At 69.4% G+C, this 26,607-nt stretch carries 21 protein-coding genes; 14 read left to right on the forward strand and 7 right to left on the reverse strand.

Annotated features, from left to right (window positions below):
• Window positions 1–6: 6 nt before the first annotated feature.
• From ACUTR7_RS18840 to ACUTR7_RS18870, 7 genes are all read left to right on the forward strand, one after another.
• Window positions 7–483 (forward strand): (2Fe-2S)-binding protein, encoded by a 477-nt coding sequence (locus ACUTR7_RS18840; protein ID WP_013803615.1) that lies wholly within the window; start codon window positions 7–9, stop codon window positions 481–483.
• Between the two features lie 29 nt (window positions 484–512).
• Window positions 513–2,903: a xanthine dehydrogenase family protein molybdopterin-binding subunit gene (locus tag ACUTR7_RS18845; protein WP_445609518.1), complete on the forward strand. Its 2,391-nt coding sequence runs from the start codon at window positions 513–515 to the stop codon at window positions 2,901–2,903.
• 10 nt (window positions 2,904–2,913) lie between these two features.
• Window positions 2,914–3,705 (forward strand): FAD binding domain-containing protein, encoded by a 792-nt coding sequence (locus ACUTR7_RS18850; protein ID WP_034391301.1) that lies wholly within the window; start codon window positions 2,914–2,916, stop codon window positions 3,703–3,705.
• Window positions 3,706–3,713: 8 nt separating this feature from the next.
• A complete protein-coding gene (locus tag ACUTR7_RS18855) occupies window positions 3,714–4,652 on the forward strand; it encodes an AAA family ATPase (protein ID WP_445609519.1) in 939 nt (312 codons plus the stop codon).
• The gene (locus ACUTR7_RS18860) at window positions 4,649–5,896 is read left to right on the forward strand and encodes a vWA domain-containing protein (protein WP_445609520.1); all 1,248 of its coding nucleotides are present in this window, start codon (window positions 4,649–4,651) and stop codon (window positions 5,894–5,896) included. Before ACUTR7_RS18855 ends, ACUTR7_RS18860 begins: the two co-directional genes overlap by 4 nt.
• A gap of 39 nt (window positions 5,897–5,935) precedes the next feature.
• Window positions 5,936–6,667 (forward strand): CoxG family protein, encoded by a 732-nt coding sequence (locus ACUTR7_RS18865; RefSeq protein ID WP_445609521.1) that lies wholly within the window; start codon window positions 5,936–5,938, stop codon window positions 6,665–6,667.
• 129 nt (window positions 6,668–6,796) lie between these two features.
• Complete coding sequence (locus tag ACUTR7_RS18870) at window positions 6,797–7,867, forward strand: XdhC family protein (RefSeq protein WP_445609522.1); 1,071 nt, start codon at window positions 6,797–6,799, stop codon at window positions 7,865–7,867.
• Here the strand turns inward: ACUTR7_RS18870 and ACUTR7_RS18875 are convergent.
• Window positions 7,864–8,250, reverse strand: coding sequence for a nuclear transport factor 2 family protein (locus ACUTR7_RS18875; RefSeq protein WP_096915601.1), 387 nt, complete (start codon window positions 8,248–8,250; stop codon window positions 7,864–7,866). The two genes, ACUTR7_RS18870 and ACUTR7_RS18875, sit on opposite strands and share 4 nt — an antisense overlap.
• Window positions 8,251–8,671: 421 nt before the next feature.
• Between ACUTR7_RS18875 and ACUTR7_RS18880 the strand changes: the two genes are divergently transcribed.
• The 4 genes from ACUTR7_RS18880 to ACUTR7_RS18895 all read left to right on the forward strand — a co-directional run bounded on the left by ACUTR7_RS18880 (window position 8,672) and on the right by ACUTR7_RS18895 (window position 18,514).
• A complete protein-coding gene (locus tag ACUTR7_RS18880; RefSeq protein WP_445609523.1) occupies window positions 8,672–10,297 on the forward strand; it encodes an efflux RND transporter periplasmic adaptor subunit in 1,626 nt (541 codons plus the stop codon).
• A 46-nt stretch (window positions 10,298–10,343) separates the two neighbouring features.
• On the forward strand, window positions 10,344–13,481 hold the full coding sequence (locus tag ACUTR7_RS18885; protein ID WP_099752847.1) for an MdtB/MuxB family multidrug efflux RND transporter permease subunit: 3,138 nt from the start codon (window positions 10,344–10,346) through the stop codon (window positions 13,479–13,481).
• 348 nt (window positions 13,482–13,829) lie between these two features.
• Entirely contained in the window at window positions 13,830–16,991 is a 3,162-nt protein-coding gene (locus tag ACUTR7_RS18890; protein ID WP_063326866.1) for a multidrug efflux RND transporter permease subunit, read from the forward strand.
• A gap of 23 nt (window positions 16,992–17,014) precedes the next feature.
• On the forward strand, window positions 17,015–18,514 hold the full coding sequence (locus ACUTR7_RS18895; protein ID WP_445609524.1) for an efflux transporter outer membrane subunit: 1,500 nt from the start codon (window positions 17,015–17,017) through the stop codon (window positions 18,512–18,514).
• A 3-nt stretch (window positions 18,515–18,517) separates the two neighbouring features.
• On the opposite strand, the gene ACUTR7_RS18900 is transcribed toward ACUTR7_RS18895, so the two are convergent.
• Window positions 18,518–18,883, reverse strand: a complete 366-nt coding sequence (locus tag ACUTR7_RS18900) for a hypothetical protein (protein ID WP_012204183.1) — start codon at window positions 18,881–18,883, stop codon at window positions 18,518–18,520.
• 92 nt (window positions 18,884–18,975) lie between these two features.
• On the opposite strand from ACUTR7_RS18900, the gene ACUTR7_RS18905 reads away from it, so the two are divergent.
• A complete protein-coding gene (locus ACUTR7_RS18905; RefSeq protein WP_445609525.1) occupies window positions 18,976–19,662 on the forward strand; it encodes an ABC transporter ATP-binding protein in 687 nt (228 codons plus the stop codon).
• A gap of 37 nt (window positions 19,663–19,699) precedes the next feature.
• Here ACUTR7_RS18905 and ACUTR7_RS18910 read toward each other — a convergent pair whose 3' ends face one another.
• Genes ACUTR7_RS18910 through ACUTR7_RS18925 form a run of 4 tightly spaced genes read right to left on the reverse strand, consistent with a single transcriptional unit; the run spans window position 19,700 to window position 22,395 of the window.
• Window positions 19,700–20,512 carry a LytR/AlgR family response regulator transcription factor gene (locus tag ACUTR7_RS18910; RefSeq protein ID WP_445609526.1) on the reverse strand — a complete coding sequence of 271 codons (813 nt, stop codon included), beginning with the start codon at window positions 20,510–20,512 and terminating at the stop codon, window positions 19,700–19,702.
• Between the two features lies 1 nt (window position 20,513).
• Complete coding sequence (locus ACUTR7_RS18915) at window positions 20,514–21,602, reverse strand: sensor histidine kinase (protein WP_445609527.1); 1,089 nt, start codon at window positions 21,600–21,602, stop codon at window positions 20,514–20,516.
• A 29-nt stretch (window positions 21,603–21,631) separates the two neighbouring features.
• Window positions 21,632–21,949 carry a 2TM domain-containing protein gene (locus ACUTR7_RS18920; RefSeq protein ID WP_445609528.1) on the reverse strand — a complete coding sequence of 106 codons (318 nt, stop codon included), beginning with the start codon at window positions 21,947–21,949 and terminating at the stop codon, window positions 21,632–21,634.
• 35 nt (window positions 21,950–21,984) lie between these two features.
• Window positions 21,985–22,395, reverse strand: a complete 411-nt coding sequence (locus tag ACUTR7_RS18925; RefSeq protein ID WP_013803596.1) for a DUF2306 domain-containing protein — start codon at window positions 22,393–22,395, stop codon at window positions 21,985–21,987.
• A gap of 322 nt (window positions 22,396–22,717) precedes the next feature.
• On the opposite strand from ACUTR7_RS18925, the gene ACUTR7_RS18930 reads away from it, so the two are divergent.
• Both ACUTR7_RS18930 and ACUTR7_RS18935 read left to right on the forward strand, forming a co-directional pair.
• The gene (locus ACUTR7_RS18930; protein WP_445609529.1) at window positions 22,718–24,883 is read left to right on the forward strand and encodes a TonB-dependent receptor; all 2,166 of its coding nucleotides are present in this window, start codon (window positions 22,718–22,720) and stop codon (window positions 24,881–24,883) included.
• Window positions 24,884–24,901: 18 nt separating this feature from the next.
• Window positions 24,902–26,143, forward strand: coding sequence for a PepSY-associated TM helix domain-containing protein (locus ACUTR7_RS18935; protein ID WP_445609530.1), 1,242 nt, complete (start codon window positions 24,902–24,904; stop codon window positions 26,141–26,143).
• A gap of 176 nt (window positions 26,144–26,319) precedes the next feature.
• On the opposite strand, the gene ACUTR7_RS18940 is transcribed toward ACUTR7_RS18935, so the two are convergent.
• Window positions 26,320–26,598 (reverse strand): PsiF family protein, encoded by a 279-nt coding sequence (locus ACUTR7_RS18940; protein WP_043781210.1) that lies wholly within the window; start codon window positions 26,596–26,598, stop codon window positions 26,320–26,322.
• Window positions 26,599–26,607 lie beyond the last annotated feature (9 nt).

The raw sequence follows: 26,607 nt of genomic DNA on the forward strand, positions 1-26,607 counted from the left end.
AGCACGATGAATGTCCAGCTCACCGTCAACGGGCGCGCGCAGCGCATTGATGTTCCTCCCAACACCTTGCTCGTGCATGCGCTGCGCGAGCACCTGCGCCTGACCGGCACGCATGTGGGCTGCGACACCAGCCAGTGCGGAGCCTGCACCGTCATCGTCGACGGCCACGCCGTCAAGTCCTGCGCCATGCTGGCCGTGCAGGCCGAGGGCTGCGAGGTGCGCACCATCGAAGGGCTGGCGGATATCGACGGCGGCCTGCACCCCATGCAGGCGGCCTTCAAGGAGTGCCACGGCCTGCAATGCGGCTTTTGCACGCCGGGCATGGTCATGAGCGCCGTGGACCTGTGCCAGCGCCAGCCGTGCGCGGGCGATCGCGAGATCCGCGAGGCGCTGGAGGGCAACCTGTGCCGCTGCACGGGCTACCAGAACATCGTGGCTGCCGTGAAAAAGGGCAGCCAGGCCATGGCAGGACCTGCGGCCTGAGCGCCGCAGGTCACCACAAGGAGACAGCCATGGGTGCATCCGACTTTTCCAAGCTCCCCCACATCGGCGAGCCCGTCAAGCGCAAGGAGGACTACCGCTTCCTCACGGGCGCGGGCCAGTACACCGACGACATCGCGCTGGCCGCCCAGGCCCATGCGGTGTTCGTGCGCTCGCCGCACGCGCATGCGCGTGTGCGCTCCGTGTCCACCGACGCGGCCAAGGCCGCGCCCGGCGTCATCGGCGTGCTCACGGGCGCCGACGTGGCGGCCGACAAGATCAACGGCCTGCCCTGCGGCTGGCTGATCACCAGCACCAACGGCGAGCCCATGAAGGAGCCGCCGCATCCCATCCTGGCGCTGGACACCGTGCGCTACGTGGGCGACCAGGTCGCCATGGTCGTGGCCGAGACGCTGGAGCAGGCGCGCGACGCGGCCGAGCTGGTGGAGGTGGACTACGACCCGCTGCCCGCCGTGGTGCTGGTGGCCGACGCGGCGGCGGGCAGCGTGCCCGGCGCGGTGGTGCATGACATCGCCCCCGACAACCACTGCTACAAATGGGCCATCGGCGACAAGGCCGCCGTGGATGCCGTGTTCGCCGGTGCCGCCCACGTCGCCCAGCTGGACCTGGTCAACAACCGCCTGATTCCCAACGCCATGGAGCCGCGCGCGGCCATCGGCAGCTACAGCCGCGCCAATGACGAGTACACGCTGTACGTGGCCAACCAGAACCCGCACGTCGAGCGGCTGCTGATGACGGCCTTCGTCATGGGCCTGCCCGAGCACAAGGTGCGCGTGATCGCGCCCGACGTGGGCGGCGGCTTCGGCTCCAAGATCTTCCTGTATGCCGAGGATGTCTGCCTGACCTGGGGGGCGCGCAAGCTCAATCGTTCCATCAAGTGGACGGCCGACCGCAGCGAGTCCTTCCTCACCGACGCCCATGGCCGCGACCACGTCAGCCATGCCGAGATGGCCATGGACGCCAGCGGCAAATTCCTGGCCATGCGCGTGCACACGGATGCCAACCTGGGCGCCTACCTGAGCACCTTCGCCAGCGCCGTGCCCACCATCCTCTATGCCACCCTGCTGGCCGGCCAGTACGCCACGCCCCAGGTCTATGTGGAAGTCGATGCCTGGTTCACCCACACCGCGCCCGTCGATGCCTACCGGGGCGCGGGCCGGCCCGAGGCCACCTACCTGCTGGAGCGCCTGGTCAGCCGCTGCGCCTGGCAGCTGAACCTGTCCCAGGCCGAGATACGGCGGCGCAACTTCGTCACCAGCTTCCCCTACCAGACGCCCGTGGCCCTGCAGTACGACGTGGGCGACTATGGCGCCTGCATGGACAAGGCCGAGGCCCTGGCCGACGTGGCCGGCTTTGCCGCGCGCCGTGCCGACAGCGAGGCGCGGGGCCTCAGGCGCGGCCTGGGCTACAGCAGCTACATCGAAGCCTGCGGCCTGGCGCCCAGCAACATCGCGGGCGCCCTGGGCGCGCGGGCCGGCCTGTTCGAATGCGGCGAGGTGCGCGTGCACCCCACGGGCAGCGTCACCGTGTTCACGGGCTCGCACAGCCACGGCCAGGGGCACGAGACCACCTTTGCCCAGGTGGTGGCCGCGCGCCTGGGGATACCCGTAGAGAACGTGGACATCGTCCACGGCGACACGGGCCGTGTGCCCTTCGGCATGGGCACCTATGGCTCGCGCTCCATCAGCGTGGGCGGCGCGGCCATCATGAAGGCGCTGGACAAGATCGAGGCCAAGGCCAAAAAGATCGCGGCCCACCTGATGGAAGCCAGCGACGCCGACATCGACTTCGCGGGCGGCGAGTTCACGGTGCGCGGCACGGACAAGAAAATCCCCTTCGCCCATATCGCGCTCACCGCCTATGTGCCGCACAACTATCCGCTGGACAAGCTGGAGCCCGGCCTCAATGAAACCGCCTTCTACGACCCCACCAACTTCACCTTCCCCGCAGGCACCTACATCTGCGAGGTCGAGGTGGACCCGGCCACGGGCGTGGTGCGCGTGGACCGCTTCAGCGCCGTGGACGACTTCGGCACCATCATCAATCCCATGATCGTCGAAGGCCAGGTGCACGGCGGCGTGGCCCAGGGCATAGGCCAGGCGCTGCTGGAAAACTGCGTCTACGACCGCGAGACCGGCCAGCTGCTCACCGGCAGCTTCATGGACTACGCCATGCCGCGCGCCGACGATTTCCCCGAGTTCAAGCTCGGCACCGTCTGCACGCCCTGCACGCACAACCCGCTGGGCACCAAGGGCTGCGGCGAGGCGGGGGCCATAGGCTCGCCGCCCGCCGTCATCAATGCCGTGCTCGACGCACTGCATCCCCTGGGTGTCAGGGACCTGGACATGCCGGCCAGCCCGCACCGTGTCTGGTCGGCCATCGACGCCGCAGCCACTTCCTGAGGAGAGCGCCATGTACGCATTCACCTATGAAGCCCCTGGCACCACGGCCGACGCCGCCGCGCTGGCCGCGCAGGGAGGCCAGTACCTGGCCGGAGGCCAGAGCCTGCTGCCATCGATGCGCCTGCGCCTGGCGCGGCCCGAACAGATCGTGGACCTGAACCGCGTCCAGGGCCTGGCCGGCATTGCCGTCAACGGCCAGACCGTGGAAATCCGCGCCATGACGCGCCATGCCGACGTGGCCGCCAACCCGCAGGTCCAGGCCGCCATCCCGGCCCTGGCCGAGCTGGCCGGCGGCATCGGCGACCGCCAAGTGCGTGCGCGCGGCACCATCGGCGGTTCGCTGGCCAACAACGACCCCGCTGCCTGCTACCCCAGCGCCGTGCTGGGCCTGGGCGCCACCGTCGTCACCGACCGGCGCGAGATCGCGGCCGACGACTTCTTCCAGGGCATGTACACCACGGCGCTGGGCAGCGGCGAGCTGATCACGGCCGTGCGCTTTCCCGTGCCGAAGAAGGCCGCCTACCTCAAGTTCAAGCAGCCCGCCTCGCGCTTCGCCCTGGTGGGCGTCTTCGTCGCCCAGACCGACGGCGGCGTGCGCGTGGCCATCACGGGCGCCGGGCTCAGCGTGTTCCGCCATGCGGGGCTGGAGGCCGCGCTCAACCAGAGCTTCACGCCCGACGCGGCCGCCCAGGTGCTGATCGACCATGCCGACCTCAACAGCGACCTGCATGCCAGCGCGCGCTACCGGGCGCAGTTGATCAGCGTGCAGACGCAGCGTGCGGTATCGCAGATGCTGGGGTGACACGGCGGATGCCTTCCGAGCAAGCCATTGCCTCCATAGACGCCCTGGTCGCCGCGCTGCAGGCCGAAGGCTATTTCGCCGACCGGCGCCTGGCCACGGCCGTCTTCCTGGCCCTGCGGCTGCAGCGGCCGCTGCTGCTGGAGGGCGAGCCCGGCGTGGGCAAGACCGCGCTGGCCCAGGCGCTGGCACGCGTGCTGGCGCGCCGCCTGATCCGGCTGCAGTGCTATGACGGCATGGAGCAGCGCGAGGCGCTGTATGAATGGAACTACGCGGCCCAGCTGCTGCACCTGCGTGCGGCCGAGCTGGCCTCGGCGCAGCCCGCGGCTGCACCGGAGCGGGACCGCATGCAGCGCGCCGAGCAGGAGGTGTACCAGGAGCGCTACCTGGTAAGCCGCCCGCTGCTGCAGGCCCTGCAGCAGCCCGAGCCCGGCGCCGTGCTGCTGATCGACGAGATCGACCGCGCCGACGAGCCCTTCGAGGCCTTCCTGCTCGAATACCTGGGCGAGTACCAGGTCAGCATTCCCGAGCTGGGCACGGTGGCGGCACGCGTGCCGCCCGTGACCGTGCTCACCAGCAACCGCACGCGCGACCTGCACGACGCCGTCAAGCGCCGCTGCCTCTACCACTGGCTGGACTATCCCGGGCGCGAGCGCGAGCTGGCCATCGTGCGCGCCCTGGTGCCCGGGGCCGGGCAGGCCCTGACCGCCCAGGTGGCGAGCTTCGTGGGACGGCTGCGCAGCCAGCCCTTTGCCGACGCCTTCCAGCGCGTGCCCGGCATTGCCGAAAGCGTGGAATGGGCCAAGGCCCTGGTGGCGCTGGACACCCTGGTGGTCGATCCCGAAGTCGTGCACGACACGGCCGGCATCCTCTTCAAGCAGCGCGAGGACGTGGCCGCGCTCACGCCCGAGCGGCTGCAGCAACTGCTGGCGCCGGAGCCCGCGCCGTGACGGCTGGGGCAGCCGGTGCCGCCGACGGGGGCGAGCGCACCAGCTGGCTGGGCGATGCGCGCAGCGGCAAGCTGGCAGGCAACCTGGTCGGCTTTGCGCGTGCGCTGCGCCGCGCGGGCGTGCCTGTGGATGGCGGGCGCATGGCGCTGGCCCAGCAGGCCCTGTCCCTGGTCGGCCTGGCGCGCGAGGACATGGCCGCCGCGCTGGAGGCCGTATTTGTGAGCAACGCCCAGGACCGCGCCGTGTTCCGCGAACTGTTCGACGCCTACTTCCGCAATCCCGATGTGGCCAGGCAACTGCTGGCCCAGTTGCTGCCGCAGGCGCCCCGGCCGTCCGCGCCGCGCCACCGCCCGCGCGTGCAGGAAGCCCTGTCGCCCCGCCAGGCAGGCGAGGGCAGGGCCGCCGTCGATGAAGAGCTGAAGCTGGACGCCGCCATGACGGCCAGCGAGCGCCACCGCCTGCGCCATGCCGACTTCAACCAGCTCAGCGCCAGCGAATACCTGCTGGTGCAGCGCCTGGCCCGGGACATTGCCCTTCCCTTGCCCCGCTACTGCAGCCGCCGCACGCGCACGGGCCAGCGCGGCGCGGTGCCCGACTGGGCTGCCAGCCTGCGTGCGGCATCGCACCACGGCGGCGAAATGCTGCAGCTGCTGCGGCGCGAACGGCGGCGCCTGCCGCTGCCCTGGCTGGCCCTGGTCGATGTCTCGGGCTCCATGGAGCGCTATGCGCGGCTGCTGCTGGCTTTCCTGCACGCGGCCACCAGCACGCAGCGCCATGCGGGCCTGCGCCGCCAGGTCTTCAGCTTCGGCACCGAGCTGCGCGACCTGGGCCCGGCCTTTGCCCAGGCCGATACCGACGCCATGCTCGAGCGCGCCAACGCCACCATTGCCGACTTTGGCGGCGGCACGCGCCTGGGCAGCAGCCTGGGCGAACTGCGCCGCCTGCATGCGCGCCACCGGGTTTCAGGCCTGGTGGGCCGGCGCACCCTGGTGCTCATCATCAGCGACGGCCTGGACACCGGCGATGCCGCCGAGCTGGACCGCGAACTGGCCTGGCTGCGCCGCCATAGCGCGCGGCTGCTGTGGCTCAACCCGCTGCTGCGCTTTGACGGGTATGCCCCACTGGCCCAGGGGGCGGCCGTGCTGCATCGTCATGCCCATGCCATGCTTGCGGTACACAACCTGGAATCGCTGCAGCAACTGGCCGGTCACCTGGCGCGGCTGCTGGCGGCGCCAGGCCGCTGAGCCGCTTGCGGCCACCCCCCATCGCAGAAAGGAATTGCCATGGAAATGCAAGCCAGCCGTTCCCTTGCCGTCAGCCAGCAGCAGGCCTGGGAGGCGCTCAACGATCCCGAAACGCTCAAGGCCTGCCTGGCCGGCTGCGACCGCTTCGAACCCCTGGGCGATGACCAGTACGCCGTGGGCATGGCGGTCAAGGTGGGGCCGGTATCGGCCAAGTTCAGCGGCAAGGTCACGCTGTCCGACATCACGCCGCCCGAGCGCTACCGCATCGCCTTTGAAGGCCAGGGCGGCGTGGCCGGCTTCGGCAAGGGCGAGGCCGACGTCTCCCTCACCCCCGAACCCGATGACGCCGCAGGCCAGCCGCGTTGCCTGCTCAGCTACAGCGTGCAGGCCCAGGTCGGCGGCAAGATCGCCCAGCTGGGCCAGCGGCTGATCGACGGCGCCGCGCGCAACATGGCCGACGACTTCTTCGCGCGCTTCGACACGCTGATGCAGCAGCGCCACCCGCGCGCGCCGGCAGCGCCTGCCGATGCAGGCGACACCGCCGACCTGTCCCACCTGCCTGCCGGCCTGGCCGATGAAACCGGTCACATCGAGCCCACCGTGGACGCCCAGGCCTGGGAGCACGACGCCGCAGCCGGCGTGGCCACTCCGCTGGATGCGGCACCGGCCACCGAGGCCGAGGAACGCTCGCGCCGCGCCATCCCGCTGTGGTGCTGGGGGCTGGCCATCGTCGTCGTCCTCGGGGCTGGCTGGCTGCTCTCTCGGTACTGAGTCCTTGCGCCGACCCACGGCTTTTTCCACCCACCCTGAACGATGCGCGCTGGCGCAGCACAATAGCCGCCGAAAAACGCCAGGCGCCCAGCTGCACAGGCAAGCCAGGTGCCGGCGTGGAGATTTGCAATGGAAAACCTGGATGTTCATGTTCTGCGCCACCTCGCGCAATGGCGCGCTCAGGGCGAGCGCGCGCTGCTGGCCACGGTGGTGCGTACCTGGGGCTCGTCGCCCCGGCCCATCGGCTCCATCATGGCGCTGGGAGCCTCGGGCGCCGTGGTCGGCTCCGTGTCCGGCGGCTGCATCGAGGACGACCTGATCGCCCGCTACAGCCATGCCTCGGACGCCGACGCCCTGCACGACGGCGCGCCCCGGCTGCTGCGCTACGGCGTCAGCGCCGACGAGGCCCACCGCTTCGGCCTGCCCTGCGGCGGTACGCTGGAGCTGCTGCTCGAATTCAATCCCGACGCTGCTGCGCTGCAGCAACTCGTGCAATGGCTGGACGAAGGCCGCATGGTGCGGCGCACCGTGGACAAGGCCACGGGCCAGGTCGCCCAGCAGGTCAGCGACGCGCCCGAGCCGCTGGTGCATGCCGGGCAGCAGGTCGCCAACAGCTTCGGGCCCGAGTACCGCATGCTGCTCATCGGCGCAGGCCAACTGTCCGAATACCTGGCCACCATGGCGCTGTTCAACGGCTTTGCGGTCACCGTCTGCGACCCGCGCGAGGAATACAGCCGTCACTGGAGCGTGGCCGGCGTGCAGCTGTCGCGCGAGATGCCCGACGACCTCGTGCGCACCATGCGCGCCGATGCGCGCACCTGCATCATTGGCCTCACGCACGACCCCAAGCTCGACGACCTGGCCCTCATGGAAGCCCTGGAGTCCCCGGCCTTCTACGTCGGCGCCATCGGCTCGCGCCGCAACACCGCCCTGCGCCTGCAGCGCCTGAGCGAGCACTTCGGCCTGGGCGACGCGCAACTGGCGCGCCTGCGCGGCCCCATCGGCCTGTACATAGGCAGCAAGACGCCTCCCGAAATCGCCGTCAGCATCATGGCCGAGGTCCTGGCCGCCAAGAACGGCGTGGCCCTGCCGCGCGGCATGACCGTGGAAGAAGGCAAGCTCGCCGCAGCCCAGCCCCCGCAGCCGCTGGAGGATGACGGGCCCGAGGGCATCACGCCGCTGGTGTGCGGGGTGGGTTAGACCACCGCATGGAAGGCCTTGTTGGCAATCTTCCAGCCGGCCTCGGTCTTGAGCAGCACGAAGTAGTCGATGAAGGTGATGGCACCGTGCACCAGGGTGATCTTGGCGCTGGCCGCCGTGCCGCCGATGTCGATGGCGTCGATGCTGCGGCGGCGCGTGGCCTCGTCGGCGGCGGGCTGGCCCTTGAAGCGGGCGCAGTAGGTGTCGATGTCCCAGGAGGTCAGCGGGCCTTCGCGCACGCTTTCGATGCGGGCGGTGGGCATGAAGGCGGCGCGCATGTGGGCGCTGTCGTCCTCGGCATGGCCGCGCATGTACAGCTCCAGCGGCACGCGCACGGCGGCTTCTTCGGGGTGGTCGGTCAGGCGTGGGTTGGCAGTCGTCATGGTGTTCTCCTGGGACGGATGGATGGCGGCCTGCGCTTGCAGGCCTGCGGCCGCGCATCGTAGCCACAAGCGCGGGGGGCAGTCCAACGGGGGGCGAGGCGCGGGCCGCGCCGGGGTGCGGTGCAATGCCTTGTTTTCAATGGACTTTCGGGCTGATGCGCCCCGCATTGGCCGTGCCTGGGTCAACAGTGTTTTGAGCGCCGTGCCCTGTCTGAGACCCTGCCGACGGGTGCTCGACCTGTTCCGAAAACGACCATGTCAGAGCGGGTAAAGCCGGGGTAAAGCGGGGGTAATGCCTGCGTAAAACGGCGATCTGCCTCGTTTTGGAGAGCATGGGACTGGCTACCATAGCCGCATCCGCCGCCGTTCCCTGTTCTGGGGCCGGACCCACGGTTTCCTCCCACGACTTCCCGCAGTGACCATGAAACGCCTGTCAAGCAGCCCCTTTGTTGCAGATGCCCACGGCGTACGCCAGCGCGGCCGGGTACGGCCCGCCCTGATGTGGGGCGTGGTGGCACTGGCCCTGGTGGCGGGGGGCGGGCTGTGGTGGTGGAACAAGCGGGCGCCGGCGCAGGGCGAGCAGGCCTCGGCCGGTGCACCCGGCCCGGGTGGCGGGCGTGCGGGAGGCGGCCGGCGCGGCCCCGGCGGGCCGGGTGGGCCTGGCGGCCCCGGCGCCATGGGTGCCCAGGCGCAGCCGGTGTCCGTGGGCGTGGTGGAGCGGCGCGACATGCGCGTGCTGATCAGCGCCATCGGCACCATGAACCCGCGCGCCACGGCCGTGGTGCGCGCCAAGGTGTCGGGCGAGTTGCTGCGCCTGCATTTCAAGGAAGGCGACGAGGTCAAGGCCGGCCAGCTGCTGGCCGAGATCGATCCGCGCAGCTTCCAGGCCAGCTTCAACCAGATCCAGGGCACGCTGCAGCGCGACCAGGCGCTGCTCAAGAACGCCCAGCTGGACCTGCAGCGCTACAAGGAGCTGCAGGCCCAGGATTCCATTGCCGGCCAGCAGGTCGATACCCAGGCTGCGCTGGTGCGCCAGTACCAGGGCACGGTGGCCGCCGACCAGGCCCAGGCCGATGCGGCCAAGCTGCAACTGAGCTACACGCGCATCACGGCGCCCATTGCGGGCCGGCTGGGCCTGCGCCAGGCCGACCGGGGCAATGTGGTCAATCCTTCGGATGCCAACGGCATCGTCACCATCACCCAGGTCAAGCCCATCGATGCGGTGTTCTCCGTGCCCGAGGCCCATGTGGGCACGCTGGCACGGCGCCTGGCCGAGGGGCGCGAGCTGCCCGTGGAACTGTGGGACCGTGACCTGAAGCAGCAACTGGGGCGCGGCCGCCTCAATGCGGTGGACAACAGCATCGACATCGCCACCGGCACCATCAAGGCCAAGGCCGCTTTCGACAATGCCGAGGGCCGGCTGTTCGCCAACCAGTTCGTCAACGTCAAGCTGGAAGTGGACCGGCTGGAGCAGGCACTGACCGTGCCGACCACGGCCGTGCAGAACAACTACGTCTACCTGGTCCAGGAGGATGGCACGGTGACGCAGCGGCGCATTGCCGTGGGCGTGACTGATGGCGACCGGGTGAGCGTGAAGGGCGAACTCAAGCCCGGCGAGCAGGTGGTGGTCGATGGCATTGACCGCCTGCGCGAAGGCGCCAAGGTCACGGTGATCGAGCCCGACAAGGTGCAGAAGGTGGACCAGGCCGTGCAGGATGCCTCCGGCCAGCCGCGCGGCATGCGCAACCTGCCACCCGATGTGCGCGCCAAGCTGGCGACCATGAACCCCGACGAGCGCAAGGCCTACCTGCAGAAGCTGCGTGCCGAGCGCGGTGGGCAGCGCAATGGGGGTAACGGTGGCAGTGGCGGCAGTGGCGGCAGTGGCGGCAACGGCGGCAACGTGACCGCGCCGGCGGCCGAAGGCTCCGCGCCCGCAGGCCGGTCGCCGGCACCGTCGCCCGGATCGCCCCAGCCTTCGCCCGGCCCGACGCCTGCCGCGCCCTCTGCGCCTGCTGCCCCGGCGGCTCCCGCTCCGGCCGGGCGCTGAGCAGCGCCCCGGCACCTGAAGACTGCAAGCCCTTCCAGGCGGCCCCATGAATCTTTCCCGCATCTTCATCCTGCGACCCGTCGCCACATCGCTGCTGATGGTGGCGGTGCTGATCGCCGGCCTGCTGGCCTACCGGCTGTTGCCGATTTCGGCCCTGCCCGAGGTGGACTACCCCACCATCCAGGTCACCACGCTGTACCCGGGCGCCAGCCCGGATGTGATGACCTCCAACGTCACCGCGCCGCTGGAGCGCCAGCTCGGCCAGATGCCGGGGCTGTCGCAGATGTCGTCCACCAGTTCGGGCGGCGCCTCGGTGATCACGCTGCGCTTTGCGCTGGACATGGCCATGGACGTGGCCGAGCAGCAGGTGCAGGCCGCCATCAACGCGGGCTCCAACCTGTTGCCCAGCGACCTGCCCATGCCCCCGCTGTACAGCAAGGTCAACCCGGCGGATGCGCCCATCCTCACGCTGGCCATCACCTCGCCCTCGCTGCCGGTGATCCGCGTCAACGACCTGGTGGAAAACCGCCTGGCGCCCAAGCTCTCGCAGGTCAACGGCGTGGGCCTGGTGGCGATTGCCGGCGGGCGCCGACCTGCCGTGCGCATCCAGGCCAACCCGACGGCGCTGGCCGGCCTGGGCATGACGCTGGACGATGTGCGCACCGCCATTGCCGCCGCCAACGTCAAGCAGGCCAAGGGCGGCTTCGACGGCCCGGCGCGCGCCTCCACCATCGATGCCAACGACCAGCTGCAGTCGGCGGCCGAGTACCGCAACCTCATCATCGCCTTCAAGAACGGCCTGCCCGTGCGCCTGTCCGACATCGCCCAGACCGTGGACGATGCAGAGAACACGCGCCTGGCCGCCTGGGCCGGCACGCCCGAGGGCGGCTCGCGCGCAGGCGTGATCCTCAACATCCGGCGCCAGCCCGGCGCCAACGTGATCGAGACGGTGGACCGCATCAAGGCGCTGCTGCCCCAGCTCAAGGAGACGCTGCCGGCCTCGCTGGACGTGCAGGTGCTGACCGACCGCACGGTGACCATCCGCGCCTCGGTCAACGACATGCAGCTGGAACTGATGCTGGCCATCGCCCTGGTGGTGGCGGTGATCTTCGTCTTCCTGCGCAGCGCCTCGGCCACGCTGATACCGAGCTTTGCCGTGCCGCTGTCGCTGATCGGCACCTTCGGCGTGATGTACCTGGCCGGTTTTTCCATCAACAACCTCACGCTGATGGCGCTGACGATCTCCACCGGCTTCGTGGTGGACGATGCCATCGTGATGATCGAGAACATCGCGCGCTTCGTGGAAAAGGGCGAGCCGCCCATGCAGGCCGCGCTCAAGGGCGCCAAGCAGATCGGCTTCACCATCATCTCGCTGACGATTTCGCTGATCGCCGTGCTGATCCCGCTGCTGTTCATGGGCGACGTGGTGGGGCGGCTGTTCCACGAGTTCGCCATCACCATGGCGGTGGCCATCCTGATCTCGGCCGTGGTCTCGCTGACGCTCACGCCCATGCTGTGCGCGCGGCTGCTGCGCCACCAGCCCGAAGGGGCCGAGGAAGAGCGGCATGGCCGCCTGTACCACGCCACGGGCCGTTTCTTCGACCGCACCATTGCCGGCTACGGCCGCATCCTCACCTGGGTGCTGGACCGCCGGGGCCTGACCTGGATCGTCTTCCTGGCCACGCTGGCCGTGACCGTGCTGCTGTACTTTGCCGTGCCCAAGGGCTTCTTCCCCGACCAGGATACGGGCACCATCCAGGCTACGACCGAGGCCGACCAGTCCATCTCGTTTGCCGCCATGGCCGAGCGCCAGCAGGCCCTGGCCGAGCTGCTGCTCAAGGACCCGGCCGTGCAGAGCATCTCGTCCTTCATCGGCGTCGACGGCAGCAACACCACGCTGAACACGGGCCGGCTGCTGATCGACCTCAAGCCCCACGGCCAGCGCGATGGCGTGCCCGCCGTGCTGCGCCGCCTGTCCGACGATGCGCTGCAGATCCCGGGCATACGCCTGTACGCCCAGCCCGTGCAGGACCTGACCATCGAGGACCGCGTGGCGCGCACCCAGTACCAGCTGCTGATGTCCTCGCCCGACATGGCGCAGCTGACCACCAGCACCCAGGCCCTGGTCGAGCGCATGCACGACCTGCCCGAGCTGGTGGACGTGGGCAGCGACCTGCAGAACCAGGGCCTGCAGGCCTTCGTGCAGATCGACCGGGCCCAGGCCAGCCGGCTGGGCGTGACGGTCTCGGCCATCGACACGGCGCTGTACAACGCCTTCGGCCAGCGGCTGATCTCCACCATCTTCACGCAGTCCAACCAGTACCGCGTGGTGCTGGAAGTGGCGCCGCAGTTCAAGATCGGGCCCGAGTCGCTGCAGGCCATCTATGTGGCCTCCAGCGCGGGCGCGCCCGTGCCGCTGTCTTCGGTGGCCACGGTCAGCGAGCGGCCCATGGCCCTGGCCGTGAACCATGTGGGCCAGCTGCCTGCCGCCACCATCTCGTTCAACACCGCGCCCGGCGTGTCGCTGGGCCATGCGGTCAAGGCCGTGCAGGACCTGATGGCCCAGTTGCGCACCGAGGGCCATATGCCGCTGTCGGTGGATGCCGCCTTCCAGGGCGCGGCCCTGGCCTTCCAGGCCTCGCTGTCCAACACGCTGCTGCTGGTGCTGGCGGCGGTGATCACCATGTACATCGTGCTGGGCGTGCTCTATGAGAGCACCATCCACCCGGTGACCATCCTGTCCACGCTGCCCTCGGCCGGCGTGGGCGCGCTGCTGGCCCTGCTGCTGGCGGGGCTGGACCTGGACATCATCGCCATCATCGGCATCGTGCTGCTGATCGGCATCGTCAAGAAGAACGCGATCATGATGATCGACTTCGCGCTGGAGGCGCAGCGCGAGGAGGGGCACACGCCGCGCGAGGCCATCTACCAGGCCTGCCTGCTGCGGTTCCGGCCTATTCTTATGACGACCCTGGCGGCTTTGCTGGGGGCCTTGCCGTTGATGCTGGGGACGGGGGTGGGCAGTGAGTTGCGGCATCCGTTGGGGGTGACGTTGGTGGGGGGCTTGCTGGTGAGTCAGTTGCTGACTCTGTTCACTACGCCGGTGATCTATCTGACTTTTGAAGGGTGGGCGCAGAGGTGGCGGGATCGTCGCGGTGCTTCTTCGGAGCAGGCCCATGCTTGAGCTTGATCTGCGCTTTTGGCTGGCGCCGCTGGCCGGGTCTCGGCCCGGCAGCCGACCTACTTTCTTGCCTCGCAGCAAGAAAGTAGGCAAAGAAATGCGCCCCCACTGCCCACGACCCTTCGCTTCGCTGCGGGCAACCTGCGTTGGGCACGATGCGGGGTGTGCCGCAGAACTCGCTTTGCGCTTCGCGCGCCGCTCAGACAACTGCGGCAAGTCAGATGACGAAGCAGCCCTGTCCTTCGGCAGGGCTGCCACCCCGCATCGCGCCCAACGCAGGCGTGGGCAGAGGGGGGAAGGCCGGGGGACGGGCCATCGCTTCGCTCGGCCTGGGGTTTTTGGGGGTGGGTCATGAGCCAGCTTTCCAATCTCTCGGCGCCGTTCATCTTCCGGCCCATTGCCACCATGCTGATGACCATCGGCCTGGCGCTGGCGGGGGCGGTTTCGTATTTCCTGCTGCCGGTGGCGCCGCTGCCGCAGGTGGACTATCCGACGATTTCGGTGTCGGCCAGCCTGCCGGGTGCAAGCCCCGACACGATGGCGGCGACGGTGGCGACGCCGCTGGAGCGGGCGCTGGGGGCGATTGCGGGGGTCAATGAGATCACGTCCAGCTCCAGCCTGGGCAGTACGCGCATCACGCTGCAGTTCGATCTGTCGCGCACGGTGGACAGCGCTGCGCGCGATGTGCAGGCCGCCATCAATGCGGCGCGCACGCTGCTGCCTTCGGGCATGCCGGGCAATCCGACGTATCGCAAGGTGAATCCGGCCGATGCGCCGATCATGATCCTGGCGCTGACGTCCAGCGCGCTGACGCGCGGGCAGATGTATGACGCGGCGTCCACCGTGCTGGCGCAGAAGCTCTCGCAGGTGGAGGGCGTGGGCCAGGCGTCCATCAGCGGCGGGGCGCTGCCGGCCGTGCGCGTGGAGCTGGACCCGGTGAAGCTGGCGGCCAATGGCGTGTCGCTGGACCAGGTGCGTACCGCCATTTCGGCCACGAATGCCAACCGGCCGCTGGGCGCGGTGGAGCGCGAGGACCATTACTGGCAGGTGACCGCCAATGACCAGGCGCGCGTGGCGGCCGACTATGCGCCGCTGGTGCTGCGCTGGAGCAATGGCAATGCGATCCGGCTGCAGGACGTGGCCGATGTCACGGATTCGGTGCAGGACGTGCGCAACTACGGCGTGGCCAATGGCAAGCCCGCCATCCTGCTGCAGATCTTCAAGCAGCCCGATGCCAACATCCTGGAGGCCGTGGCGCGCGTGCGCTCTTTGCTGCCGCAGCTCAAGGCGTCCATTCCGGAGGCCATCGATCTGACCATCGTGTCCGACCGCACGCCCACGCTGCGTGCCTCGGTGGTGGAGGTGGAGCGGGCGCTGTTGATCGCCGTGGCGCTGGTGATCCTGGTGGTGTTCCTGTTCCTGCGCAATGGCCGGGCCACGCTGATTCCGGCCGTGGCCGTGCCGGTGTCGCTGGCGGGCACGTTCGGCGTGATGTACCTGGCCGGCTATACGCTGGACAACCTGTCGCTGATGGCGCTGACCGTGGCCACGGGCTTTGTGGTGGACGATGCCATCGTGGTGCTGGAGAACGTGATGCGCCACATGGAGCGCGGCAAGACCGCGCTGCGCGCGGCGCTGGACGGGGCGCGCGAGATCGGGTTCACCGTGGTGTCCATGAGCCTGTCGCTGATCGCGGTGTTCGTGCCCATCCTGTTCATGGGCGGCATCGTGGGGCGGTTCTTCCGCGAGTTCGCGGTGGTGATGTCGGCGGCCATTCTGATCTCGATGGTGGTGTCGCTGACCACCACGCCCATGATGTGCGCGGCGCTGCTGCGGCCGCAGCGCGTGCCGCAGCCGGGCCGGCCGCGCAACGGCCTGCAGCGCGCCTGGGACCGCTTCGGCGCCTGGGTGGGCCGGGCCGAGCGGCGTGCCATGTCCGGCTACCGCGCAAGCCTGGCCTGGTGCCTGCGCCACCAGCCGCTGGTGCTGCTGGTGCTGGCCGGCGTGGTGGCGCTGAACGTGCACCTGTACATGGCCATCGACAAGGGTTTCATGCCCAGCCAGGACACGGGCCGCGTGATGGGCTTCATCCGGGCCGACCAGTCCACCTCCTACCAGGCCATGGAGCAGCGGCTCAAGCGCTTCCTGTCCATCGTGCAGGAAGACCCGGCCGTGGAGTACGTGACGGGCTTCACGGGCGGCGGCCAGCGCAATGCGGCCAACATGTTCATGTCGCTCAAGCCGCTGGCCGAGCGCAAGGTGTCTTCCGACGAGGTGATCAACCGCCTGCGCGACAAGCTCAAGAACGAGCCCGGGGCGCGGCTGTTCATGGTCACGCAAAGCGATATCCGCATCGGCGGGCGGCAAAGCTCGGGCTCGTACGACTACACATTGCAGGCCGACGACATCCAGGACCTGCGCACCTGGGAGCCGCGCATCCGCCAGGTGCTGTCGCAGCTGCCCCAGCTCACGGACGTGAACAGCGATGTCTCTGACTTCGGCCTGCAGACCTCGCTGGTGATCGACCGCGACGCGGCCACGCGCCTGGGGCTGACGGTGTCGCAGATCGACGGCACGCTCAACAACGCCTTCGGCCAGCGCCAGGTGGGCGTGATCTACAACCCGCTCAACCAGTACCGCGTGGTGATGGAGGCCGCGCCCCGCTACCTGCAAAGCCCCGAGACGCTGCGCGGCTTCTTCTTCGTGAACAACCAGGGCGTGCAGGTGCCGCTGACCTCGTTTGCGCGCATCACCACCACCAACACGCCGCTGGCCGTGAACCACGACCGGGGCACGCCGGCCAGCACCATCAGCTTCAGCCTGGCCGAGGGCGTGGCGCTGTCGGACGCCAGCGACGCCATACGCGCGGCCGTGGCCGAGCTGGGCGTGCCCGTGTCGGTGCGCGGCAGCTTCAGCGGCACGGCCGGGGCCTTCCAGCAGGCGCTGTCGGGGCAGCCGCTGCTGATCCTGGCGGCCATCATCACCATCTACCTGGTGCTGGGCGTGCTCTATGAGAGCCTGGTGCACCCGCTGACCATCCTGTCCACGCTGCCCTCGGCCGGCGTGGGCGCGCTGATGGCGCTGATGCTGTTCAAGACGGAGTTCTCGCTGATCGCGCTGATCGGGGTGATTTTGCTGATCGGCATCGTCAAGAAGAACGCGATCATGATGATCGACTTCGCGCTGGAGCGGCAGCGCGCCGGCCATGCCACGGCGGCCCAGGCCATCTACCGCGCCTGCGAGCTGCGGCTGCGCCCCATCCTCATGACCAGCCTGGCGGCCATCTGCGGCGCACTGCCGCTGGCCCTGGGCCGGGGCGATGGCGCCGAGCTGCGCCAGCCGCTGGGCATTGCCATCGTGGGCGGCCTGATGCTGAGCCAGCTGCTCACGCTCTACACCACGCCCGTGGTCTATGTGCTGCTGGACAGGCTGCGCCAGCGTGTCATGGGCCTGCGTGGCCGCGTGCAGGGCAAGGACCGTGGCACCCCTGTGCCAGCCGCATCACCCCAGTGAACCGAATCCGAAAGCCCAAGGCCATGCAGCTGAAGACACTCCAAACCCCGGCGATCTGGCTGGCCGCCGCGCTGCTGGCCGGCTGCTCCACGCAGAGCGCCTACCAGCGCCCCGCACTCGATGTGCCGGCCCAGTTCAAGGAAGCCACGCCCGAGGCGGCCGAGGCCGGCATCTGGCGGCCCGCAGATCCGTCGCGTGCGCAAGTGCCCGACAACTGGTGGGAGCTGTTCGGCGACGAGCAGCTCAACCGCCTGCAGCAGCAGGCCGCCACCGGCAACCAGAGCATTGCCCAGGCCGCCGCGCGCCTGCGTGCCGCGCAGGCGGCCGTGGCCAGCAGCCAGGCCGGGCTGTTCCCCACGCTGGGCAGCACGGCCGGCGCCACGCGCTCGCGCAGCGGCGGGGCCTCCGGTGCATCAGGCACGGGCGGCAACACCGGCAGTAGCGGCAGTAGCGGCAACATCTCGACCAACTACTCGCTGGGCCTGAACGCCAGCTGGGAGCTGGACCTGTGGGGCCGCGTGTCGGGCACGGTCAGCGCCAGCCAGGCCAGCGCCCAGGCCAGCAGCGACGACCTGGCCGCCGCGCGCCTGTCGGCCCAGGCATCGATCACGCAGACCTATTTCTCGCTGCGCGCGGCCGATGCCAGCGTGCGGCTGCTGCAGGAAACACTGCAGGGCTACGAGCAGAGCCTCAAGCTCACCAACAACCGCTACCGCGCGGGCGTGGCCTCGTCGGCCGACGTGGCCCAGGCCGAGGCGCAGTACAAAAGCACCCAGGCCCAGCTCATCGAGGCGCAGACCAGCCGCGCCCAGCTGGAGCACGCCCTGGCCGCGCTGCTGGGCCTGCCGCCTGCGGCCTTCAGCCTGGAGGCCGGCGCCGAGCTGCCGCCGCCGCCCGAGGTGCCGGCCATGCTGTCGTCCCAACTGCTGGAGCAGCGCCCCGACATTGCTGCGGCCGAACGCCGCGTGGCCGCCGCCAATGCCCAGGTGGGCGTGGCGCGCGCGGCCTTCTTCCCGGCGCTCACGTTGTCGGCCACGGCGGGCTACCGGGGTGCATCGCTGTCCAACCTGGTGAGTGCGCCCAACCTGTTCTGGTCGCTGGGCCCGTCGCTGGCGCTGGCGCTGTTCGACGGCGGCGCGCGCACGGCGGCCGTGGAGTCGGCGCGTGCCTCGCTGGACCTGGCCGCTGCCACCTACCGCCAGACCGTGCTCACGGCGTTGCAGGAGGTGGAGGACAACCTGGTCACCGCATCCGCCCTGGCGCGCGAGCAGCAGGTGCAGGTGGAGGCCGTGGCCGCCGCGCAGAAGGCGCTGGATGTCGTCAACAACCAGTACCGCGCGGGCACGGTGGCCTATCTGAATGTGCTCAGCGCCCAGACCACGGTGCTGTCTGCGCGGCGCAGCCTGATCGATGTGCGCAACCGGCGGCTGGCCGCCGTCAACACCTTGCTCAAGAACGTGGCCGGGCGCTGGGAGCCGCTGGGGCCGGCCTCCGTGCAGGGGCCGCAGGCTGTCGCGCGCTGATGTTCAGTCCTGCAGCTCGAAGGCCTGGCGCAATGCTTCGCCGAAGGCCGCGCTGCCGCTGATCGAAAGGTTCACCGTGGTGCGGCCATCCCCCGCCGCCACGGATTGCAGGCGCGCCGTGGCTGCGTCAAAGCGCCAGGCCAGCGGCTGGCCGCCGTCGTCCTGGGCCTGCAGCTCGTAGTCCCAGTCGCCGCCTTCCTCGATGGGGCCGCGCCGGCCCTTGAAGCGGCGGTGTGCCCAGGCCAGCAATTGCTCCACCTCGGCCGCCAGCGCCGGCACGCGCGTGGCGGGCACGCTGGCCATGGCGTCCCAGCAGCCCGTGCCTTCGTCGTCTTCGCTGTAGTCGAAATCCAGGTAGTCGAGGGTCATGTTGGGGTCCGCCTGCGTGATGGGAAAAGGGAAAGCCCGGCATTGTGCCGCGTGCACAATCGTCCGCATCGCAGAACCGGAAAGACATTCAGATGGACACCGCACAGCAAACGATGGCGCCGCCGATGGTGAGCGCGCAGGCCCTGCGCTTCGGGCAGCCGGGCCTGCTGCTGTGGGATGGCGCCTCGCACGACTGGCCCGTGGGCCTGTGCCTGGTGCGCGGCGGCGAGGGCTGCGGCAAGACCAGCCTGCTGCAAATGCTGGCCGGCCAGTTGCCCTTGCAGGCCGGGCGCCTGGTGTATCCACAGCAGCCGGACCCGTCGCAGCGCCCCGCACTGTTCTGGCGCGACCCGCGCGCCGAACTGTCCAATGCCGAGCGCGCCCGGCCCGCGCAGGAATGGGTGCAGGCCCAGCGGCAGTTGTACCCGGCCTGGAGCGAGGCGGCATGGCAGGCCCATGCCGACGGCCTGGGGCTGGAGCCCCACCTGCACAAGCCCCTGCTGGCCCTGTCCACGGGCAGCCTGCGCAAGCTGTGGATGGCGGCAGGCTGGGCCAGCGGCGTGCCGCTGCTGCTGATCGACGAGCCACTGGCCGCGCTGGACCGGGGATCGATCGACCATGTGCAGCGCACGCTGGCGGGGCTGAACCGGGCCGGCCAGCAATCTGCACCCGTGGCCGGGCATGGCCCCCGCTGCGTGATCGTCGCCCATTGGGACGAGATGCAGGGCGTGGCCTGGGACGACGTGCTGGACCTGCCCGATCAGCCGCCGCTGCGCTGACCGGAGCCGGCGTCTACATCGCCACCTACATCGCCACCTACATCGCCTTGAACCGCTGCGCGTAGAGGCGGCTGACGGCCAGTTTTTCCGCTCGCTCGCGCAGCTGCAGCCACAGCCGGCCGGCCTCGTCGCGCTGGGCGTTGGCAATGGCCGCCGCACGCACCACCGTGCCGCGGTGCACCTGCCAGAATTCCTCGGCGTCCAGCCGGGGCAGCAGCTCCTTGAGCGGCGTGCGCACCAGGTACTCATGCGAGGCCGTGAGCACGCGCACGTACTTGTCGGCCGCCTCGAAGTAGACGACGTCGTGCACGGGCACCATCTGGATCTGCGTGCCCACGCCGGCCTGGATCATCTGCAGCGGCGGCTCGGTAGCGGTGGCGGCGGGGGCCGTGGCGCCGGCCAGGTGCCGCAATTGCTCCAGCGCCTGCGCCAGTGCAGCGCCGGCCGGGGCCACCGTGCGCTGGGCCAGCAGCTCGCGCAGGCGCTGCACGCTGCGCGCCAGCCGCTCGGGCTGCACGGGCTTGAGCAGGTAGTCCACGGCCTGCGCCTCGAAGGCGTCCATGGCGTACTGGTCATAGGCGGTCACGAAGACCAGGATGGGAAACGGCTGCGCCTCTGGCCAGGCGTCGGCCAGTTCGGCGGCGGCCTCCAGGCCGCTTTGGCCCGGCATGCGGATGTCGAAGAACAGCACATCGGGCTGCAGCGCCAGCGCCTGCCGGGCAGCACTCAGGCCGTCGCCCACCATGGCGGCAATCTGCAACTCGGGCCAGGCGCGGGCCAGGGCCTGGCGCAGGTCCTCGGCCAGCAGGGGTTCGTCTTCGGCGATCAGGGCGCGTGGGGAGAGGTGCATTTCAATCAGCGTTGGCAATGGTGATGCGTGCCAGAGTGCCGCCTTCCGGCAGGGCGGCCAGTTCGAAGTGTGCGGCGTCGCCGTAGCGGCTGGCCAGGCGTTCGCGCAGCTGGGCCGTGCCGAAGCGGCTGCCGGGCAGGGCGGGCGCTCCGGTGTCCAGGCCCATGCCGTTGTCGGCCACGGTCAGCTCCAACGGGCCGCCGTCCATGCGGCGCGCGCGCACGGCGATATGCCCGCCTTCCAGCTTGGGCTCCAGTCCGTGGCGTATGCAGTTTTCCACCAGGGGCTGCAGCAGCAGCGGCGGCACGGGCACCTGGGCCAAGTCCTCGGGCAGGTCCAGCGTGTACTGCAGGCGCGGGCCCATGCGGATGGACATCAGCGCCAGGTAGTCGCGCAGGCGTGCAAACTCTTCGCCCAGCGCATGCTCGGTGCTGCGCGAGCCGCCCAGCGTGGCGCGCAGGTAGGCGATCAGATGGTCCAGCATGGCCTGGGCGCGCTGCGGGTCGCTGGCCACCAGCACGCGCAGGTTGGCCAGGGTGTTGAACAGCATGTGCGGCTCCAGCTGGGCCTGCAGCAGGGTGAGTTTGGCCTCGGCCGCTTGGCGGCGGGCCTGCTCGGCCTGCATCTGCAGGTGGCGCGAGTAGCCCAGCAGGAAGAAGGCCAGCGACATCACCGTGCTGGCGACGATGGTGACGGCCAGCGGTATCCACAGCCGGTGCATCAGGGCCGTGCTGGCGTCGGGATCGGCCCATTGCCTGTAGGCCGTGCCGATCAGCGACCCGATCACAAAGCCCGTCACGATGCCCGCCACCACCAGCGCGGCGCCGCGCCAGCCGCCGGGCCAGGGAATGTCCTGGCCCCGCGTCAGGCGCCAGCGGCCCAGTTCGATGGTGAGCCAGCTGGTCAGGCCGATCGACAGCGAGTAGATGAGGTTCACATCCCAGCGGCCGTGGTTGCTCAGGCTGAATGCGGCGGCAATCAGGGCGCAGGCCGAGGTCGTTGCGATGCCGTGGCGCAGCAGCGTGGTCCGTTCCACGATGTGGCCCTGTGCGGCCCGCTGGGATGGGGCGTTGGATGCGAGGTCGGGCATGGAGAGCAATGGTAGTCCCATGGCGTCGTTCAGCGGGCGCGGTCCTGGCGTGACTGCAGCGCCTGCCGCTCACGCTCCACCATGCGCCCGTGCCAGCCGTTGCCCGGCAGGGCCAGCCAGACCACGGCCCCGTGGATGGCCAGCCCCAGGCCCCAGCCCAGGGCCGGGAAGATGGCCCAGTGCCTGCCCTGGGACAGCGACAGCGCCGCCAGCCCGAGGTTGACCAGCACATAGACGCTGGCGTGGATCATCCAGCCCATCTTGGCGCCTGCGCGGCGGCGCGCCATGCGCTCCAGGGCATCGTCGTCGTGGCGGGCAGAGGGATCGAGGGGATCGAGGGTGCGCATGGGAAGTTCTCCGTCAGGGGGGAAGGAAAGCGGCGTCAGGCCAGGCCCAGCTGCTGCCACAGCAGGTCGCCCAGGTAGCGGCCGGGCAGCAGGGTGAACAGGCCCGCCACGACGCAGGCGCCGATGTAGACGCTGCGCATGATCTTGCGGTGGCCGGCGATGTTGCCGTGGTACAGGTGCCAGAACGAGCGGCCCAGGCCGGCAAAGGTCAGCGGCACCAGCAGGTGGACGGGCGTGTAGCCGGCCCAGTTGGGCAGGCGGTAGTCGCGGATGAAGCAGGCGGACACCGCCGCGCAGACCATGAGCGTGACGAAGGCGTAACCGGCCGCGCGGTGCAGTCGAGGATGGACGGCGGCCTGGCGGCGTGCCAGCAAGGCGATGGCACCCGTGGCCGTGGCCCCGAGGGCGGCACTCATGTGGATGGCGATCAGCGGTGTCATTTGCATGGCGGTGTCCTGGCGTGCGGCCCGGTTCTGCGGGCCTGTATGGGACAGGACTGTCGCTGCCGGACGCGGGCCGGGCCAGCGCCATGCGACGGACGGGCGCCGGCAGGGCGCCAGATGCATCGGGGCGCCGCGAGCTGCAGGGATCTCCGTGGTCGTTGGAAGATTGTGGCTATGGGGAGTGCGCACAAACTATTGCGAAGGGCCTTTGAATTCAATCACTTGGAGGATTGCTTCGATGCAACAGATTGAGAAAATTCATAGCAGCGCCCTAACGTGGTTGGTAAGCTAACGGATTCTGTAAATCATTCTCAATATCATCCTCATGCCCTCCATCCGCCCGATTTCCCTGGCCGTTCTCTGCCTGTGCAGCCAGCAGGCCCTGATTGCCCAGACCCGGGGCGGCGACACCGTGCTGGAGGCCGTGACGGTGGAGGCCAGTGCCGACGCATCGGCCCAGGGCCTGTCCAAGCCCTTCGCAGGCGGCCAGGTGGCCACGGGCGCGCGCAACGGCGTGCTGGGCACGCTGGACTGGAAGAACTCCTCCTTCTCCACCACCAGCTACACGCAGCAGCTGATCGAAGACACCCAGTCCAAGAGCGTGGGCGACGTGCTGCTCAACGACCCGGGCGTGCGCCAGGCGCGCGGCTTCGGTAACTTCCAGGAGCTGTATGTGCTGCGCGGCTTCCCGGTGTACTCGGACGACATCGCCTACAACGGCCTGTACGGCCTGCTGCCGCGCCAGTACATTGCCTCGGAGTTCTTCGAGCGCGTGGAGGTGCTGCGCGGCGCCAACGCCTTCCTCAATGGCGCGGCACCGGGCGGCAGCGGCATTGGCGGCACCATCAGCCTGCTGCCCAAGCGCGCCGGCAACGAAGCGCTGACGCGCGTGGGCGCCGGCATACAGACGGGTGGCCAGGCCTTTGTCTCCACCGACATCTCGCGCCGCTTCGGCCCTGACCAGAGCACCGGCATCCGTCTGAACGCCGTGCGCCGCGACGGCGGCACGGGCGTGGATGGCGAAGACCGCTCGCTCACCGCCCTGGGCGTGGGCCTGGACTGGCGCAGCCGCAACGTGCGCCTGTCGGGCGACGTGGGCTACCAGCGCAACAGCTACAACGGCGGCCGCCCCAGCGTGACGCCGGGCAACTTCATCCCGGCGGTGCCCGACAACAAGACCAACTACGGCCAGAACTGGTCGTACTCCACCGAGCGCGACCTGTTCGCCACGCTGCGCGCCGAATGGGACATCAACGACACCACCACGGCCTGGGCCGCAGGCGGCCTGCGCCGCGGCAAGGAAGACAACTCCCTCAGCGGCGTGACCGTGAGCAATGCGGCTGGCGACACCACGGGCACGCGCTTCGACAACAAGCGCAAGGACAGCGTGGGCACGGGCGAGGTCGGCATACGCACGCGCCTGGCCACGGGCAGCGTGGGCCACGAGCTGGTGGCCACGGCCAGCACCTACTCGGCCACCGAGCGCAATGCCTGGGGCATGGGCTTTGGCGTGGTCAACAACATCTACAACCCCTGGAGCAGCGCACGCCCGGCGATGACGCTGTTCGGCGGCAACCTGGCCGATCCCACGCGCGTGGGCGAAACCCAACTCAACAGCTTCGCCATCGGCGACACGCTGACGATGCTGGACGAGCGCCTGCGCCTGACCGTGGGCGTGCGCCGCCAGAGCATCGAGCAAAGCAGCTACGACTACAACACGGGCGCGCAGACCGACAACTACAAGAAGTCGGCCACCACGCCCATGCTGGGCCTGGTGTTCAAGACCAGCGAGAACACCTCGGTCTACGCCAACTACATCGAAGGCCTGACCAAGGGCGCCGTGGCGCCGCAGACGGCCAACGACCTGCCCGTGTCCAACGGTGGCCAGGTGTTCGCGCCCTACAAGTCGCGCCAGAAGGAAATCGGCTTCAAGTGGCAGGGCCAGCAGCTGGGCGCCACGGTGGCGCTGTACACCACGGACATGCCTTCGGCCTATGTGGCCAACCAGGTCTTCGGCCAGTACGGCAAGCAGCGCAACAGCGGCCTGGAGGCCACGGTCTTCGGCGAACCCGTCAAGGGCCTGCGCGTGCTGGGCGGCGTGACCTTCAGCGAAGCCAAGATCCGCGAGGCCGCCGATGCCACCACCATCGGCAACTACGCCATCGGCGTGCCCAAGCGCCTGCTCAACCTGGGCGTGGACTGGGATGTGCCCGGCGTCTCGGGCCTGGCCCTCAATGCGCGCGTAATGCACACCTCCAGCCAGTACGCCAACGGCGCCAACACGCTGAAGGTGGCCTCGTGGACGCGCACCGACATCGGCGCGCGTTATCTCATGGACATCGGCAACAACCGCCTGCTGACCCTGCGCGCGCGCATCGACAACCTGTTCGACAAGGGCTACTGGTCGTCGGTGGGCGGCTACCCGGGCGCCAACTACCTGGTGCAGTCCATGCCGCGCACCTTCTCGCTGAGCGCATCGGTGGACTTCTGAGCCGGAGCGATCTGAAGCATGCGCGCGTTGTGGACGGTGGTGCACCGCTGGATAGGCCTGGTGCTGGCCGGTTTCCTCACCATGGCCGGCCTCACCGGGGCCGTGCTGTCCTGGGACCATGAAATCGACGAATGGCTCAACGCCGACATGCTGGAGACCCCGGCACGCGGCCCGCTGAAGACCCCGCTGGAGCTGGCCGCCGCCGTGCAGGCCAGCGAGCCGCGCGCCGAGATCAGCTACATGACCCTGGGCCTGGTCGAGGGCGAAGCCGCCATGTTCATGGTGCGCCCCCGGCCCGACCCGGCCACGGGCCAGGCGCCTGCGCTGGGCTATGACACGGTCTTCGTCGACCCGGTCAGCGGCCACATCACGGGCCAGCGCAACGGGCGCAGCTTTGCGCTCAGCCAGCGCAACCTCATGCCCTGGCTGCGCCACCTGCACGAAAGCCTGCTGGCCCCGCGCTTTTGGGGCACGGACCGCTGGGGCTACTGGTTCATGGGCAGCCTGGCCCTGCTGTGGGTGGCCGACAGCTTTGTCGCGCTGCTGCTGACCTTTCCCGTCAAGCTCAGGAAAAGCGCCCCGCGCCTGACGGCGGCCGTGGGATCGTGGTGGCGGCGCTGGCTGCCCTCATGGCGCGTGCGCTGGGGCGGCGGCGCCTACAAGCTCAACTTCGACCTGCACCGCGCGGGCGGCCTGTGGGTCTGGGCCGTCATCGTCATCGTGGCCTTCACCTCGTTCTCGCTGAACCTGTACCGCGAAGTCTTCTACCCGGTGATGAGCACCGTCTCCACCACCACGCCCGGCCCCTACGAAACCCTCAAGCCCGCGCCCCAGGGCACGCTCCTCGTGCCCCAGGTCTCGTTCGCCCAGGCCATCGCCATCGCCCAGAGCGAGGCCAAGCGCCTGGGCTTCGCCCAGCCCGCAGGCGGCATCTGGTGGGGCGGCGACTTCCCGTTCTACAACATCTCCTTCTTCGACCCGCACGACGAAACCGGCGCCATGGGCATGGGCCTGTCCAACATCTACGTCAGCTCGGACAACGGCGAAGTCCTGGGCACCTACCGCCCCTGGCACGGCACCGCAGCCGACGTCTTCGTCCAGCTGCAACTGCCCCTGCACAGCGGCCGCATCCTCGGCACCCCCGGCCGCGTGCTCATGTCCTTCGTCGGCGTGCTCGTCGCCGTCCTGTCGATCACGGGCGTCATCATCTGGTGGCGCAAACGCAGGGCAAGAAAAATGGTCGCGACAGCGGCCAACTGACCCCACAAACAGCAAAGCCACCGAAACGGTGGCTTTTTGCAATGCTTGGCAGGCCCCAGACCCATCCGACTGGCGCCCTCCAAAACGAGGGACACCGAGGAAGGGCCGCCCCGCACCGAGGGTGTCGTCCCCCTCCGCGAAGCGAGAAGGGGGAAGCGGCGCAGCCGCTCAGGGGGTCAATCCTTTTTCAAGCATTCACTCATGAACGCCTTGCGCTCATCACCCTTCTTGCCCGTGGCGTCCACGTTGCAGGTCTTCATGCGTTCCTGCTGGCGCTTCTTGCCGTCGGACAGGCAGGACTTCATGAACTCCTTGCGTTCATCGCCTTTCTTGCCGGTGGCTTCGGTGTTGCAGGTGCCCATCAGCTTTTGCTGGGCCGTGGGAGCCTTGTCCCCTGCGGCCATGCCCATGCTGCAGGCCAGGGAGACAACTGCCAGAACAACGATTTTTTTCATGATGGAATG

The organism is Delftia sp. NA_296.1 (assembly GCF_052692095.1).

Excerpts from the sequence above, each read along its gene's own strand:
- ACUTR7_RS18865 (WP_445609521.1), top strand. The coding sequence starts at position 5,936 with ATGGAAATGCAAGCCAGCCGTTCCCTTGCCGTCAGCCAGCAGCAGGCC.
- ACUTR7_RS18900 (WP_012204183.1), bottom strand. The coding sequence starts at position 18,883 with ATGACCCTCGACTACCTGGATTTCGACTACAGCGAAGACGACGAAGGC.
- ACUTR7_RS18930 (WP_445609529.1), top strand. The coding sequence starts at position 22,718 with ATGCCCTCCATCCGCCCGATTTCCCTGGCCGTTCTCTGCCTGTGCAGC.
- ACUTR7_RS18910 (WP_445609526.1), bottom strand. The coding sequence starts at position 20,512 with ATGCACCTCTCCCCACGCGCCCTGATCGCCGAAGACGAACCCCTGCTG.
- ACUTR7_RS18875 (WP_096915601.1), bottom strand. The coding sequence starts at position 8,250 with ATGACGACTGCCAACCCACGCCTGACCGACCACCCCGAAGAAGCCGCC.
- ACUTR7_RS18870 (WP_445609522.1), top strand. The coding sequence starts at position 6,797 with ATGGAAAACCTGGATGTTCATGTTCTGCGCCACCTCGCGCAATGGCGC.
- ACUTR7_RS18890 (WP_063326866.1), top strand. The coding sequence starts at position 13,830 with ATGAGCCAGCTTTCCAATCTCTCGGCGCCGTTCATCTTCCGGCCCATT.
- ACUTR7_RS18885 (WP_099752847.1), top strand. The coding sequence starts at position 10,344 with ATGAATCTTTCCCGCATCTTCATCCTGCGACCCGTCGCCACATCGCTG.
- ACUTR7_RS18920 (WP_445609528.1), bottom strand. The coding sequence starts at position 21,949 with ATGCGCACCCTCGATCCCCTCGATCCCTCTGCCCGCCACGACGACGAT.
- ACUTR7_RS18905 (WP_445609525.1), top strand. The coding sequence starts at position 18,976 with ATGGACACCGCACAGCAAACGATGGCGCCGCCGATGGTGAGCGCGCAG.
- ACUTR7_RS18840 (WP_013803615.1), top strand. The coding sequence starts at position 7 with ATGAATGTCCAGCTCACCGTCAACGGGCGCGCGCAGCGCATTGATGTT.
- ACUTR7_RS18935 (WP_445609530.1), top strand. The coding sequence starts at position 24,902 with ATGCGCGCGTTGTGGACGGTGGTGCACCGCTGGATAGGCCTGGTGCTG.
- ACUTR7_RS18845 (WP_445609518.1), top strand. The coding sequence starts at position 513 with ATGGGTGCATCCGACTTTTCCAAGCTCCCCCACATCGGCGAGCCCGTC.
- ACUTR7_RS18940 (WP_043781210.1), bottom strand. The coding sequence starts at position 26,598 with ATGAAAAAAATCGTTGTTCTGGCAGTTGTCTCCCTGGCCTGCAGCATG.
- ACUTR7_RS18925 (WP_013803596.1), bottom strand. The coding sequence starts at position 22,395 with ATGCAAATGACACCGCTGATCGCCATCCACATGAGTGCCGCCCTCGGG.
- ACUTR7_RS18855 (WP_445609519.1), top strand. The coding sequence starts at position 3,714 with ATGCCTTCCGAGCAAGCCATTGCCTCCATAGACGCCCTGGTCGCCGCG.
- ACUTR7_RS18895 (WP_445609524.1), top strand. The coding sequence starts at position 17,015 with ATGCAGCTGAAGACACTCCAAACCCCGGCGATCTGGCTGGCCGCCGCG.
- ACUTR7_RS18850 (WP_034391301.1), top strand. The coding sequence starts at position 2,914 with ATGTACGCATTCACCTATGAAGCCCCTGGCACCACGGCCGACGCCGCC.
- ACUTR7_RS18880 (WP_445609523.1), top strand. The coding sequence starts at position 8,672 with ATGAAACGCCTGTCAAGCAGCCCCTTTGTTGCAGATGCCCACGGCGTA.
- ACUTR7_RS18915 (WP_445609527.1), bottom strand. The coding sequence starts at position 21,602 with ATGCCCGACCTCGCATCCAACGCCCCATCCCAGCGGGCCGCACAGGGC.